At 34.9% G+C, this 15,537-nt stretch carries 12 protein-coding genes and 1 tRNA gene; 2 read left to right on the forward strand and 11 right to left on the reverse strand.

All coding sequences use genetic code 11. The features are described 5' to 3' along the window. Positions 1-99 precede the first annotated feature (99 nt). A complete protein-coding gene (locus tag ACNC7R_RS17430; RefSeq protein ID WP_417942292.1) occupies positions 100-843 on the forward strand; it encodes a DUF2490 domain-containing protein in 744 nt (247 codons plus the stop codon). A 159-nt stretch (positions 844-1,002) separates the two neighbouring features. Here the strand turns inward: ACNC7R_RS17430 and ACNC7R_RS17435 are convergent, their stop codons facing one another. From ACNC7R_RS17435 to era, 5 genes are all read right to left on the reverse strand, one after another. Further along, positions 1,003-3,807, reverse strand: a complete 2,805-nt coding sequence (locus tag ACNC7R_RS17435) for an outer membrane beta-barrel protein (protein ID WP_417942293.1) — start codon at positions 3,805-3,807, stop codon at positions 1,003-1,005. Positions 3,808-3,964: 157 nt separating this feature from the next. Then, entirely contained in the window at positions 3,965-5,272 is a 1,308-nt protein-coding gene (gene der / locus ACNC7R_RS17440; protein WP_417942294.1) for a ribosome biogenesis GTPase Der, read from the reverse strand. 294 nt (positions 5,273-5,566) lie between these two features. Beyond that, positions 5,567-6,160, reverse strand: a complete 594-nt coding sequence (locus tag ACNC7R_RS17445; protein WP_417942295.1) for a CHAP domain-containing protein — start codon at positions 6,158-6,160, stop codon at positions 5,567-5,569. 20 nt (positions 6,161-6,180) lie between these two features. Beyond that, complete coding sequence (locus ACNC7R_RS17450; RefSeq protein ID WP_417942296.1) at positions 6,181-7,002, reverse strand: hypothetical protein; 822 nt, start codon at positions 7,000-7,002, stop codon at positions 6,181-6,183. A 35-nt stretch (positions 7,003-7,037) separates the two neighbouring features. Next, positions 7,038-7,919 (reverse strand): GTPase Era, encoded by an 882-nt coding sequence (era, locus tag ACNC7R_RS17455; protein ID WP_417942297.1) that lies wholly within the window; start codon positions 7,917-7,919, stop codon positions 7,038-7,040. A 117-nt stretch (positions 7,920-8,036) separates the two neighbouring features. Here era and ACNC7R_RS17460 point away from each other — a divergent pair. Beyond that, positions 8,037-8,109: transfer RNA gene (locus ACNC7R_RS17460), tRNA-Met, on the forward strand. 250 nt (positions 8,110-8,359) lie between these two features. On the opposite strand, the gene ACNC7R_RS17465 is transcribed toward ACNC7R_RS17460, so the two are convergent. The 6 genes from ACNC7R_RS17465 to ACNC7R_RS17490 form a co-directional block, all read right to left on the reverse strand. Then, positions 8,360-8,704 (reverse strand): hypothetical protein, encoded by a 345-nt coding sequence (locus ACNC7R_RS17465; protein WP_417942298.1) that lies wholly within the window; start codon positions 8,702-8,704, stop codon positions 8,360-8,362. Between the two features lie 228 nt (positions 8,705-8,932). Then, positions 8,933-9,442 carry a response regulator gene (locus ACNC7R_RS17470; protein ID WP_417942299.1) on the reverse strand — a complete coding sequence of 170 codons (510 nt, stop codon included), beginning with the start codon at positions 9,440-9,442 and terminating at the stop codon, positions 8,933-8,935. Between the two features lie 180 nt (positions 9,443-9,622). Then, positions 9,623-10,543, reverse strand: coding sequence for an alpha/beta hydrolase (locus tag ACNC7R_RS17475; protein WP_417942300.1), 921 nt, complete (start codon positions 10,541-10,543; stop codon positions 9,623-9,625). 110 nt (positions 10,544-10,653) lie between these two features. Beyond that, the gene (locus ACNC7R_RS17480) at positions 10,654-12,207 is read right to left on the reverse strand and encodes a carboxylesterase/lipase family protein (protein WP_417942301.1); all 1,554 of its coding nucleotides are present in this window, start codon (positions 12,205-12,207) and stop codon (positions 10,654-10,656) included. 147 nt (positions 12,208-12,354) lie between these two features. Beyond that, on the reverse strand, positions 12,355-14,088 hold the full coding sequence (locus tag ACNC7R_RS17485) for a glycoside hydrolase family 43 protein (protein WP_417942302.1): 1,734 nt from the start codon (positions 14,086-14,088) through the stop codon (positions 12,355-12,357). A 74-nt stretch (positions 14,089-14,162) separates the two neighbouring features. Beyond that, on the reverse strand, positions 14,163-15,512 hold the full coding sequence (locus tag ACNC7R_RS17490; RefSeq protein WP_417942303.1) for a family 43 glycosylhydrolase: 1,350 nt from the start codon (positions 15,510-15,512) through the stop codon (positions 14,163-14,165). Between the last annotated feature and the right edge of the window lie 25 nt (positions 15,513-15,537).

The following is a 15,537-nucleotide window of genomic DNA, read 5'->3' on the forward strand; positions in this document are numbered from 1 at the left end:
TTGTTTTAAATTCACAAAACAGCATTCAAAACATTTTTTATTCTGCCCAAAATCATCACTCATTTGTATATATTCGCAGCTTGAATTTATATATCGCTGATGAAATTTTTCAGATTCTTTCTTTTTTGGGCATTTTTAGGTCAATTCTGTTTAGCGCAAAGTACAAAAAACGTCGAACACCAAACACTGACATGGATTAGATATTACAATATTTTTCCTCTATCCGAAAAATGGTCACTGCATTCCGAACTTGACAACCGGAGCTTTATAAATCCTGTTCATGAAAATGTATTTGTTTTCAGGACACAGGCACGATATCGAGCCAGTCAGCATATTGATACAGGTGGCGGATTTGCTTATTTTAACGTTAATACCCAGACCCCTTTGTCTGATCCTGAATTTTCAATACCCGAATATCGTATTCAGCAGGATGTCACGCTTATTCATGATCTAGCAAAAATTACTTTCCATATCCGTTTTCAGCTTGAAGAACGTTTTATACAAAAATCGACTAAAACGGAACTGTTAAATGATTTTTCTTTTTCTTTCCGATTCAGATACCGGTTACAATCAACTTTTACACTTTGGGAAAAAGAAAAACGAAGCTTAAAAGGAACCATTTCTGATGAAATTTTATTTAATCACGGAAAAGACAATAAGAAAAATACTTTTGACCAAAACCGGTTTTATACAGCTCTGCGTTACCATTTCAACCCAAATATGGGTTTGGAATTGGGCTATTTAAAAAACTTTCAGAGGCGGTCTAGTGGTGTCGATTTTTACGATCGTGATATTATTCGTTTTACCGTTTATCACCGAATTAACAGAAAAATTAAATCGTAAAACTAAATTCTAATTATTGAAAATTCTAAACTCTAATTATCATAAGTGACTTTTTAACAAACAAAAAAACTCCGGATTAACCAGAGTTTTCATTGCATCATTTTTATTTTATTTGAAATTAACCTTTTACAAATAAAAATTTGCCTCTAAAGAGGTTGATTAAATATCTCTTTCTCTTCCTCCGCGGTCTCCTCTTTCGCCTCCATCACCTCGTTCTCCTCCTCTCCTTTTCGAACCTTTTTCCGCCGCAAAATTTCCAATTTTATACGCTATAGAAAACATCACATAACGTTTTAAAACAGTATTTTGTTCATCTCTTACCGAAGTTGCAGAAATGGTTCTTGTAGCACTTTGGTTCTGATTCAGTACATCATACACTTTTATTTTAGCATATAATGTTTTCTGTAAAAAGCCATACGACAAACTAGCATTCCATAAATAAAAATCTTTTTTGAAAGTGTCTGATATATTTGAATTGTAAGTATAGCTAAAATCATTTCCAAAAATTAAATTCGCCGGCCAGTATGTTGTGGTTTGTAAACCTGCTCTGTGCACAACCGCTGAAGTCGAATTTGCAGAAGTATTTTCGTAATGTGTTTCATTAAATGACAATCCGTAAGATGGTGATATGGTAAGCAGTTCTCCATATTCATAAGTAAAATACAATTTAGGTGAAATGGCTGATGATTTTGCATTATATAAAACCTCATTTGTATATCCTTTATCAAAAGTATAACTTGCGTTTAAGCCAATTCCATATCGTAAAACATGTGCATCCCTCTTGATCGACTGATTCCAGTTTGCTCCTGCAGAAAGGGAATAATTCCCTGAAATATTTACATACGTTGTTGTTCTTTTTCCATTTGCATCAAAGACAGAAGTCGATACAATATCATTATTAAAATAATCTCCTTTTAATGAAAAAGCATAACCCGAACGGGTACGGAAATCAAAATTTCTGAAATTAAAATTTATCGAATTTTTCTCAATAAGATCTAAATCAGGGTTACCAACGATGCTATTTAATGGATTATTTAAATTAACAATTGGCATTAAATAACTGGCTGAAGGTATTGCATTTGAGTAATCGTACTTGAATGTCAAATTCTTAGACTTACTGAATTTATATCGCAGCTGGGCAGAAGCAAAAGGCAGGACATATTTTTTATTTAACTGCGTTTCGTTCCCCATATACAACGAATAGTTATCAAAATTGACAATGGTCGTTTTCGAATCCAGATTTAAGGTATAATTACTTTTTCTCAGCGTTATGCCAACTTTTGGCGCTACCGAATTTTGTGAAGACATTGTATAAGTTGTTAACGAAGAATTCAAATCTAAAATTTCTTCTGTCGAACGATCAACATCGTAAGTTTTCTGGTCATTTGATGAACTTTGCCAATCTAAATCAGAACCAAAACGTACTCTTAAAGAATCTGTAATCGGTTCTGTATATTCAAGATCCAGCGAGTAGGAATCGGAAACATTCCTACCACTTGTTTTTTGGTATCTGTCAACATTTTTATCTGGTTCCTTAGTAAAAAAAGTCTGTGAAATATTAAACCCATCCGAATCATTCTTGGTGTTATTGTTTGAAAAAACAAAACTCATGTTTCGGGCTTTTTTCTCAAAAGCTTTATTAAAATTGATTGTATTGGCAAAATTCGTTGCGGTTGTTTCTTTGTTCGATACTGATGTACCTTCGTTTAAAAGCTGACCGTTTTCATCATCCTGCCAAGTTTTACTCGAGGAGTCAGATTCTCCATTTGAACGTGTCTGCCCCACATTTGGCGTAATAACAAGACGTGTTGTTGGATCAATTTTATATTCTAATTCAAAGTTTGCCTGATTGCCCGTATTCTCGTTTCTGGTTTTAGAATTTGCATCAGTATAATTAGTTCCTGAAGGTAAAATAGTCAGTTCATTGGATTCACTTTCGTTTTTATTAATTGTATTCGAAAAATTGTAACTTCCGGAAGCCATGAGTTTTTCTGTCCAGTCATCAGAATAATTAACCCCCAACAAATTAGACTGTGTAATTCCTTTACCTGATCCTCCTGAGTTCCTGCCCCCTCTGGCAGTTCTTCCACCTCCCATACTGTCAAATACTTCATCCTGTGCAAAACCTGTCGAATTAATATTGTTTGAAGCTCCAAGAATACTAATTTTCTGCTTGTTATTAAAGAAATTCATGATCAGACTGCTTTCATAACGGTCATCAGAGCCATACCCTCCCAGAATTTTACCAAAGTAGCCTTTATTTTTCTTTTCATCAATAGTAAGGTTGATACTCGAATAATCTGAGGTAGATTCTTGTTTGGATAATTCTTCTTTTTTGGTTTTAAAGTCAGACACCTGTACTTTTTGGATGATTTCGGCAGGTAAATTTTTCATCGCTATAGCACCGTCTCTATCAAAAAAAGGTTTTCCGTTCACCAAAAGCTGATTCACTTCTTTACCGTTAACCGTAATTTTTCCAGATTCATCAATATCAAAACCCGGTAATTGTTTTAACAATGTTTCTACGTTTGCATCAGGGCGGACTTTATAAGAACCAGCATTGTACTCTAGCGTATCCTGTTTCATGCGAATTGGTGGAGCCTCACTTTTTACCACAACTTCATTCAAAGTATTGATACTTTCAAGCAAATATAACTTTCCAAAATCTTTACTTTCCAAAAGACCTTTTTGTTCTTCTGTATAGGTTTGGTACCCCAAATAATTTATTTTAAGAAAAACCGGTTTATCCAGTTTTTTTGTATTTAATCTAAAGAATCCGTTTTTATCTGTTGTAGCATAATCAATAACTGCGGAATCTTTAACAGTAGTAAAATAAACGGTGGCAAGTTCAATCGGCTGCTGTGTATTAATATCCATTACAGTACCTTTAAGAACAATATCATTCTGAGCATTAGCAGAATAAGCAAAAACAAAAAGCAATAAAAAGCAATATAATCTGGTCATAAAACTGTTTGGTTAGAACCATAAGACTTCCTAAGAACAAAATGGTTTAATTGTAAATTCCACATTTATTCAAATATGATGCCATTCCATAAAATACAGATTAGTTTTCAACTAAAAGAAACATAAAAAAAAGTCCCGAAAATCGGGACTTAAAAATTTATTTTTCTCTAATATAAATATCAATCGGCACTCCTGCGAAGTCCCAATTTTCTCTAATCTTATTTTCTAAATAACGTTTATACGGTTCTTTAACATATTGGGGCAGATTGGCAAAAAATACAAATTGTGGCGTTGCTGTTGGCAATTGCATACAGTACTTAATTTTTACATATTTTCCTTTTGTTGCTGGCGGCGGATAAGATTCAATTACTTTCAGCATGTATTCGTTGAATTTTGAAGTAGCAATTCTTTGTTTTCTGTTTTCAAAAACCTGAACCGTGGTTTCTAACGCTTTAAGCAAACGTTGTTTTGTTAAAGCCGAAACGAATAAAATCGGCACATCAGTAAAAGGCATTAACTCTTTACGGATTTTTGCTTCGTAATCACGGGATGACATGGTATCTTTTTCTACCAAGTCCCATTTGTTTACCAGGATTACAACTCCTTTACGGTTTTTTTCTGCCAGCCAGAAAATACTCTGATCCTGACCTTCAAATCCGCGGGTTGCATCGATAACCAAAATACAAATATCGGCATGCTCAATTGCCCTTACCGAACGCATTACAGAGTAAAATTCTAAATCTTCTTTTACTTTTGCCTTACGACGAATTCCCGCTGTATCAACCAAATTAAATTCGAAACCAAAACGATCAAATTTAGTGTCAATGGCATCTCGGGTTGTTCCTGCAATATCCGTTACGATATAACGATCCTGACCAATCAAGGCATTGATAAAACTCGATTTACCAGCATTTGGACGCCCGACAACAGCAAAACGAGGCAAATCTTCTTTAACCTCAACTACTGGTTTTTCCGGAAATGCTTCAATTAAGGCATCAAGCAAATCCCCCGTTCCACTTCCTGAAATACTGGCGAATGTATAATAATCGCCTAAACCAAGATTATAAAACTCTACAGCGTCTTTTTCACGCATTGCATTGTCAACTTTATTTACAGCCAATAAAACCGGTTTTGTTACTTTACGCAGCAATTTAGCAACGGTTTCATCCATTGGAGTAATACCTTCTTCAACATCAACCACAAAAATAATAACATCGGCTTCGTCGATAGCAAGTTCGACTTGTTTACGGATTTCTCCTTCGAATACGTCATCAGATCCTCGAACATATCCACCAGTATCAATGACAGAAAACTCTTTTCCGTTCCACTCGCTTTTACCATAGTTTCTATCACGGGTAACCCCAGATACTGAATCTACAATAGCTTCTCTTCTTTGTATCAGCCTATTAAACAGGGTTGATTTCCCCACATTAGGTCTTCCTACTATCGCAACAATGTTATTCATTTTTTTGAATTTTAGATTCCGGATTTACAATTTTAGATTTCGTTTCTGACTAAATCACAATAAATTATAAATCTAAAACACCTTATTTAAATTTTGTGCAAAGGTAGTTAAAAAAAGTTGCTAAGATGCTAAGTTTCTAAGTACCTAAGATTTTTATTCTCTCTTGTTATTTTTTTAAGGAGCTATTTCCAGCTGTCCACTATATCTTTTGCGGCGAACCCCGCCACAAAAGGATATCGTTCCCATCTGGGCTAGGAAATCACGGTTTTAAGAATGTTTCCCTTTAAAAACAGATTATTCTTTTCTTAACCAGCCCAGCAATCTGCTGTTTTCAATTTTATATTTGCCTTCCCGCTTTTTCAGAACAAAAACTTCTCTTGAACTACTAAATGGTCCTGGGTTCTGCTGAATAATCTCAACTTCATTGTCAGAAACTTTAGAAATTATCGCCACATGTCCAAATCTGTTTAAAAGCGATCCTGAAAAAATTACTAAATCTCCAATTTCTGGTTTTGATTTACTCGAATTTGTATATTGAATCAAATCTCTGTTTTGGTTTAAATCGCCATCTTTGATTTTAGGATCAAAAAAATCCTTTGCATGACCGTAAGCGTCTGGCATTTTGTGATTGTAATGCTCGTAATAATATCGTTTTACAAATTCAACACATTGGTATTTTAGCCCTAAATTGTAATTGTCTTTTGTAACGTTTCTTTCCAGAACATGATCAACACCGCCATTGTAATACACTTTGACTCCGTTTAAACTATCAAGTGCCTGCCCGATTACATAATCACTATTTAAATTTACTTTTTTTACGACTTTTATTCCTGCGTAACCCAAAACTAAAACTGAAATAATCAGAAGCGTAATCTTTTTAATTTTCATTATAACAAATCTGAATTATTTTAATTTAAATAGTTCCTAATTTCGCTTTCCTCATTATCTCCAACTAATAAATAAACCAAGACAGGCCTTTTATTTTTTTTATACAATATACAATGTGCGTGATAATTGTTAATAGTACCTTTTGTATCTATTGTAATTTTTTTACCGTCTTCGATTTCTAACTTCAGATATCTTTTTTTTGCGTATAAAGTTTCTACTTTCATTTTTTTGAAATATTCATTCAATTCATGACTGTAATAATTCCAATCATCCATAGCAGTAAAATAAGCCTCAGCTTCCGGAGAATCTTCATTAGTGAATGTTTTTATTTCCGGTCTAAAAATAATCAGCTTTGTTGTATTTATTATTTCTGTGTCATTAGAATTTTCATTTTTAGGAGAAATAAAAGACATTACCTGCATATCATTTTCTACACTTACACCTTTCAAAATTTCCCAATCAGAGATAATCCTGCCCGATTCATTAAAAAAATAAGTTGTGTCGCCATGTTGACCAATCACATAATTATCATAATCTTTATACTTTCCGTATGTGTCCATTTGCAATAACTCTCCCACGAAATCTCCATCTGTATCAAAGCGTGCAGCTCCCTTTAAATCTCCATTTTTCATATATAAGATCGAACCGCCATTTGCAACAAACAAATGATTTACTCCTTTCTTTTTTTCTTCTATCTCAGCTTCTGATAATCTATCCTTTTCTAACAATGAAGCATTAACAGTTTCTTTTTTTACTGTAGTCGTGATTTTTTTCTGAAGCTTCTCTTCTTTACACGAATTTAAAATTAAGATGCAAATGAATAGCAACGATAGTTTTTTCATATTTGAATTTACAGATCTAAAGAAATAACATATTATTATTGATTATAACCAAATCGTTTTAGCATATTCGCATTACTTCTCCAGTTTTTATTCACTTTTACGTAAAGCTCAATGTGAATTTGTTTTCCGAAGAATTTCTCTAAATCAGCTCGGGCATCGGTTCCGACTTTTTTCAGCGCTGTACCTTTATGACCGATAATGATTCCTTTTTGTGTATCGCGTTCGACCATAATTACAGAACGGATTCTGATAATATTTTCATCTTCGTGAAATTCTTCTGTCACGATTTCAACTGCATACGGAATCTCTTTACTGTAATTCAGCAAGATTTTCTCGCGAATGGTTTCGTTTACGAAGAAACGCTCCGGTTTGTCTGTTAACTGATCTTTTGGGTAATAAGCCGGAGATTCGGGCAATAATTCGATGATTCTTCCAAAAACTTCCGGAACATTGAAACTCTGTAAAGCCGAGATTGGGAAAATCTCTGCATTTGGCACTTTTTCTTTCCAGAAAGCGACCTGCGTTTCTAATTGTTCCTGGTTCGAATTGTCAATTTTGTTTAAAAGTAGTAAAACCGGAATTTTGGCATGAATGATTTTCTTGAAAAAGTCTTCATCTTTTAAGTCCTGCTCTCCTATTTCGACCATGTAAACTAAAATGTCAGCATCTTCAAAAGCCGATTTTACGAAGTTCATCATCGATTCCTGCATTTCGTAAGCGGGTTTGATGATCCCGGGAGTGTCAGACAAAACCAACTGAAAGTCTTCTCCGTTTACGATTCCTAAAATTCTATGACGTGTAGTTTGTGCTTTTGAGGTAATGATCGATAACCGTTCTCCTACAAAGGCGTTCATCAGGGTTGATTTTCCAACATTTGGATTTCCGATAATGTTTACGAATCCTGCTTTATGTGACATTTGTGTATTATTTTAAGCTGCAAAGGTAGTCATATCAAGTTAATACAGAAAATAAAACATTTTTTAAAGTTTTCGTTGGAAATCTAAAAAAACGCTGTATCTTTGCACCCGAAACATCGCGGGATAGAGCAGTAGGCAGCTCGTCGGGCTCATAACCCGAAGGTCACAGGTTCGAGTCCTGTTCCCGCTACTAAGACAAAAGCTTCAGAGAAATCTGGAGCTTTTTTGTTTTGTACAGCTTCTATTCTTGTCATGCTAATGGAAGCTGGAAGTATAATTTATTACTTCATAAACTTTCGTCTTTTCCGCATCAATTTTAATGATTATTTTTCATGTACTATCTATGCTTTATCTACCTCATCCATAAGGCATGTTTGAATGTAAATCGGGAAATTAATATTAATAAGTCCACCAATTTTAGTACGATTCACAATGTTCTTTTATTTTTTCTCTAAAGTCATATTATTGTATGTGCCACGTGGAAATTCCATGCCCATAATTAATTTATTCGAATCATTGTATATCATTTTTATTGAATAAACATCTACATAATCGTTATCTTCCTTATCAATAGCTTTCAATACAGCGAGTTGCTTATTATCTTTGGTTGAAACAAAGATATTTGGATAATTAGTTGTTAATATTATTTCATAAGTATATGTTGCTTTCAAAACATTATTGTAAAAGATTTCAAGAGTATTATTACTGTTAAAATTATATACTATTTGTGATTGACTATAATCTCCAGATTCCGCATCGAAATTTAATTGAATCCACTCTCCCAAAACCTTATTTGAGTAATCTTGTTTATCAATCTATTGTGCTGATAATCAATAAGAAAAGCAAAATATCACACATAATTTTATAAATATTTTTTTCATGTTGCTAATTGTTAGTAGCTGTTCCCTAAAATTAAATTACAATGAATAAAAAGGAGCTGTAATTATTATAGAAAAGATTAGTACGATTAAATTATCTAATAAAACAATCGAATAGGAAAAAGATAGCAGTCACTAATCCTCCGGGGATATATTTTTTTCAGAAATGAAAAACATATTTTTTAAAGGATTTATCAGCGCTTTTGTCCAATAGAGAACGAAGACTTTTTTTAAAACGAGAATAAAACCTTTAAAAGAACTGGGTTTTTGTATATAAAGATCTGCTCCCTTATTCAAAGTATCTTCTATATCTTTCTGACTATTAGAAGTCGATAGCATAACTGCAGGAATGTCTTTAAGTTCTTTATCGTTCTTTATTTCTGCCAGCGCCTCTTTACCGCCTTTAACAGGCATGTTGATATCTATAAAAATAATATCAGGTTTCGTTTCGGAATCATCCTTCAAGATATTAACCAGTTCTTCACCGTTTCCAACCGTAATTATTTCAGCGGGAACATTTGTTGCATCTACTGCATCCATAAATAATTCCTGATCATCATTATCATCCTCAGCCAATATAATTTTTAATGGCTCATTTTCTTTTAAATCTTTATTATTTACGGATGAATTTTCAGAACTTATCATATGGAAATGTTTTTTTACAATCCAAAAGTACGCATAAATATGTAATACTATTTCATTAAAGTAATTATCTTAAAATCAATCATATAATCTAACATTTGAAAAACAAATCTTTGCCTGATTCATTTGATTTTCAAGTAACGAAATAACTTTAAAATTGTACCTTTTTGATAAGATGATTATTTATTTTATCGATGCATTGCTTTGCAGCCAGCCAAATAGCGGCTCCATCCATCCCGGATGCCTGAAAATGAAACCATGATCACCTTTGGGATAAATATGCATTTCAACCGGAACTTTATATTTTCTCAACTTTTCAAAATAAATAATACTGTTATCTACATCTACAGTCTTATCATCAGCAGTATGTGTTATATATGCCGGTGGCGTATCTTGCCGAACCTGCAACTCGTTCGAAAACAAATCGACATCTTCATTATTTGGATTTTTGCCCAATAAATTATCCCTTGAGCCAGTATGAGTCAAAGCAGCTGTCATGCTGATGACAGGATATACCAGAATTTGAAAATCAGGGCGAAGACTTGTGTTCTCTTTATTATCTATGTACGATTTTTCAAAATGGGTTGCTGCCGTAGAAGCAAGATGCCCTCCTGCCGAAAATCCCATAATGCCAATTTTATTTTTGTCTAATCCCCATTTCTCAGCATCATCTCTCACTAATTTAATAGCTTGCTGAACATCCTGAAGCGGACCTGTCTTTTTATCTTTCATGATAGCGTCATTTGGCAGTCTGTATTTAAGCACAAATGCGGCAATCCCTTTTTCAGCCAAAGCTTTAGCGGTACTTACCCCTTCTCCATCATACACCACGACTGAATACCCGCCGCCAGGAATGATGATAATCGCTGCTCCTGAAGCTTTTTCAGCATTGGGTCTAAAGTATTCAAGAGTGGGAATCGTTACATCTTTATACATACCTGTTCCGGACTCTTTTAAAGCGGATGGTTTTGAATTTGGTATAACAGATGAATATAAAACAATCTTTTCCTGAGCATGAAGAGATACAGCTAATATCAGAAAATGAAATACAAGAATTAATCCTGCCTTGCCTCTGTAACGATAGACTTTATTTGTTCTTTCCATCCGTGAAATCTTATTTGGCAGATTAAATGTAAAAATCATATTCATTTTTATCGTTTAAGCGTTTCAGATTTGTGCCTTATTTATATACTCCTTTTTGTATTTAATGCACATTATTTTGCCCAGGCTTCACCTTCTGGTGTACGTCTCCAAGAAAAATAAGAATCTAAAACCTCAAGTGATTTTAAACTCGGAACAGGCCCCGTGTAAGCACCATTATTGAAATACAGCAACTTGGGATCTGAATTGCTAAAAGCTGGCCAGTTAGGAACATCTTTGCCATTAGGATCACCGTACTTGGCAAAGTTTGTCCAATAGGTTGCCATTAGATTTGAAATCTCTAAATCTGATTTGCTTGTTTGAGGGTTTGACTTATCCAAATTCTCAAAAACATAGGCCACCTCCTGTCCATGGTAAGAACCAAAACCATAATATGGTGAGTCTTTAGGATGATCCGGATGCTGGTCGAAATAGTAAAAAAACACTTTTGACTTTCCGGTTTTTGCCTGTAGTCTGGCCCAGGACCACGTATGCCAGCCAAAAGCTGCATCACGCAACAAATCACGAGCTGTTTTTGGAACCGAATTTTCACCTACAGGATAAGCTTTTAAAAGGCTTTCAGCAAATTTACCATAGCGCGTTTCTACACTGCTGATGAATTCCTTTGGGTCTTTCGTTCTTGTAAAACTTGCCCCTTCATCTGAATTGTAGCCAATAAGAATTGGAATGTCATTATATTTTCCCGATTCATATAGCTTATACTGTTCGTCAGAAATTACCCATCCGTCAATAATAGGCCATCCACGTCCTGCAGGTAGTTTGTCAGGCTCAATTGACCTTAATTTTTCAATTGAAGCGACACCGGCATTTTTCATATAATCCAGCCCTTCGTTTTCAGCAACCTTAAGTTTTTTCAGGTTTTCACCTGGATAAGTAGTAGCCCTTGTAGGTCCAAATGAACCTCCGCTTTGTGATATCGCTCCATTAAAAAGACCTTTTGCCAAAGGCGAAGCGCATAACATGCTTACAGCAATGCCACCTGCTGATTCTCCGAAAATTGTGACTTTATTTGGATCGCCGCCAAAAGCAGCAATATTCTCTTTTACCCATTGTAATCCTGCAATCATATCTAGTAAACCATAGTTTCCTGAAACTTTTTTTGGATTTTCAGCACTCAGTTCCGGGTGTGCCAAAAATCCTAATGGCCCTACACGGTATGCAATGCTCACCAATACCACCCCTTTTTTAGCTAAGTTTTTTCCATTATATGTTGTTTCTGAGGTCGCACCAGCTCCAAATCCACCACCATAAATCCAAACCAAAACCGGAACTTTTTCTTTGGCAGATTTAGCCGGCGTCCAAACGTTGAGGTAGAGACAGTCTTCACTTTTCCCAGACGGGGGATTGCCTCCCTGAAATGGACCAGGTGCAAATTTATTTGCCTGTAACACGCCATCCCATTTTTTTACCGGTTGAGGAGCGCGCCATCTAAGGATCCCAACTGGTGGTTGAGCAAACGGGATTCCTTTAAATACTAATAATCCATCTTCTTCAATTCCTGATAATCTGCCTTGTTTAACCTCTATTTGTGTCGTAAGAGGTTCTTTGGCTCCATCTGTAAAACCAAACAATAGCAAAGCGATAGCACTAAAAAAAATATTTTTCATATATAAAGGTATTTGTTACAGGTTATACTATTATTTTGCATTTTCATAAAGGATATATGATAGTGTAAGATCCCAAAATCTAAATGACTTCAGGATCTGTACTATAGCAATATCTTCAAAAACATGCTGAAGAATTTCTATTATCTTTTACTCAGGCTTGGCATCATTGGCAGCTGTTGCATACAAACCTACCAATGCCCCCGTAAAACCTCCTGCTACATTAGTTGAAAGAATATCACCAGAAACCGCTCCTCCTAAGTTTTTAAAATCTGTTCCATCCGTTGAATAGCTAAATTCATAGCTATCTCCTGTTGCTTTGACCTGCAAACGAAGCGGTTTTTTTACGTCTATTTTAGTGCTTGCAATAATTTTAGATTGTCCTTTTTCTGTTCTTTCTAACAAAATATAAGTATCATTTCCTTTTTTGGTAATGCCAAAAACATAATTAAAACGCTCATTTTGCAGACAGGTAATACCCGCCAAATCCTTTTCAGAAGCTGGTTTATAATCTATTGTGGTGGCAAAAGTGAAATTATTATGCATCTGTCTGTGGAAAAGTGTTGAAGTAGGTTTCATTTCTTTTATATTCACCTGAAAAGGATTAATCTGCAGTCCTTTTTTAGTTATTGAAATAAAATTTTCACGAGGCCCTCTTAATCCAATCCATCTGTAATCTAATTTACTGGAGGTGAAATTTTCTTCAAAAGTGAAATTACCATTAGGAAAAAAGCCATCCTTGCCGGTTTTGTTTTCAACTCCGTTTGGCATTTTTAATTTTGGCTCCATAGGAACTAATCCGTTCTCAAAAACGGGGAATGTCCCTGACCAGTCAACAGGCAGCATGAAAGTCTCGCGCCCTGCATTTACTCTGTCTTTATCATTAGGACGAATGCCTAAAAATACTCCGTAATATTTATTATCCGGCCCTAAAACAAGATCCGCATGACCTGCCCAGTCTACTTTATTTGGTCTGTCTTTTGGAAAATGTCGCTGAGTCAGAATTGGGTTATTCGATGATGGCTTAAAAGGCCCTTTTGGACTATCACTTATAAAAACAACTTCGCTGTGATTTCCTCCTGTACCGCCTTCGGCACACATCAAATAATAATGACCGTCTTTTTTATACAAATGCGGAGCCTCAATCCAGATTGGTTTTTTAGAAAGATCTACTCCACCATCCACAATGATTTTATCTGTACCAGGAATAACTTTATCATTCACAAGATCATATTCCCATACTTTAATCACACGATGTCCGTTGTATAATTCTTTTCCTTTATCAGGAGCATCATTGTGCACAACATACCCTTTTCCGTCATCATCAAAGAAAATACAAGGATCGATTCCTTCGAAAGCTAATTTAATAGGGCTTCCCCATCCCTTCATTGGATCTTTTGTTTTCACAATTATGTTTCCAAGACCGCCAGTAAAGGCAGTTACAATCATATAAAAAGTATCGTTATGCGGATTATAAGTTATTCCAGGTGCGTACACCCCAGCACTGATACCTGTATCGTGCGGATTAAATTCGTTAACATTATTTAAAACTCCGCCTAAGTCGGTCCAGTTTACTAAATCTTTAGAGTGAAAAATAGGCACTCCGGGAAACATTGCAAACGAAGAGCACACCATGTAAAAATCATCTCCCTTTCTTGTAATTGCCGGATCCGGATAACATCCCTGCAGAACCGGATTATAAAATTCTCCTTCTTTTAATGGATATTTTTTGTATAACTGGTCATCTCCCTGATAAACTACTTTAGAAAAAACAGGTGGATTTTTGGCTGTTTTTGGTTTAGGTTTATCCTTATCATCTATGCCTGTAAAGGAAAACAAGCTCATCATTACGACCGAAAGTAAAATTAATGGTTTCTTTTTCATTTCTTATTTATTATTGATTTTATATTTTTTTCTTTGTGTTGTTTTGAATTTTGGAGAGTAATTTTTTAAAATAACTATTCAAATTTTATCCAGTCAACCTCAACCTGATTCTCATTTTTCGATAAAACAGCCAAATCCTTAATCCCTGCTTCAAATTTTAATAGTGGTGATTTTATTTCTTCCCAATTACTTCCTTTTGGAATAATCACTTCAGCAATTATAGTCTGTTTTTTACCTTTAGATGCTATTTGAAGTATCCCTCCTTTTTCTGAAGAGGCTTTTACAACTATTGATTTTAATTTCTTTTTCCCAAAATCAACAGCGTTGTATTGAATTGATGCTCCTGATGTATTGAAAGTCGTTTTCCAGCCATTGAAAGTATTCAGGCTGTCTAAAAATGAAATTGAAACTCCTTCTTTACTTATTTCAGAATACCTGTCTATTTGAATTTGATCTGTCGCTTTGGTAATTCCAATTCCTCTTAAAGTAGGAATGACTTTTTGTATACTCCCGTCCGGATTAAAATGCAGGTAATCTGCCCTAATCGATCTGGCTTTATCAAACTGAGGAGAAAAGTCGTTATGATGATAAAATAAATACCATTCTTTTTTAAATTGTATAATCGAATGATGATTTGTCCAGCAACCGGTTGTGGATTCATCCATAATAACACCTGCCACTTTGAATGGTCCCAGCGGATTATCACCAATTGCATATTCCAGACGTTCAATTTTGTTTTCGACATGAGGATACGTCTGATAATAGATTCCGTTTCTCTCAAACACATACGGTCCTTCTTTTAAACCTTTTACAGGGAGATCTTCGAGTATCTTCACCTCAGAATCTAATTCCGTCATGTTTTCCTTTAATTTAGCTGCAAAAATGTTTCCTCCAGACCAGTACAAATATGCCTGCCCGTCTTTGTCTATAAAAACATTAGGATCGATTCCACTAACGCCTTTTATGGGATTAGGTTCCGGAACATAAGGCCCTTCTGGCTTATCGGCAATTGCTACACCTACAGTAAACCCTTTTTTATAATTGATAGTATCTTTTGGAATACTTGGAAAATAGAAATAGTACTTCCCGTTTCTTTCGATACAATCCGGAGCCCACATACTATAACTATCAGGTTTCACCCATGGCACTTTATTTTGCTCGACAATTGTTCCGTGATCTTTCCAATTGGTTAAATCAACTGAGGAAAACACATGATAATCCTCCATACAAAACCAGTCTTCACGGCCTTTCCCTTCGGTAGCCAATATATCGTGAGAAGGAAAAACATAAACCCTGTCACCAAATACCCTAGCAGAAGGATCAGCAGTAAACTGATCTCTGATAAGCGGATTTTGTGCGGTACAAACATGGTTGATTAAAAGCAATCCTGTTACTATCGGAGAAAAATAGCTAAAATTTATCATGGCTTTTTAAGTAAATAACATTAAA

It is taken from the genome of Flavobacterium adiutor (genome assembly GCF_048282555.1).
Classification (GTDB): domain Bacteria; phylum Bacteroidota; class Bacteroidia; order Flavobacteriales; family Flavobacteriaceae; genus Flavobacterium.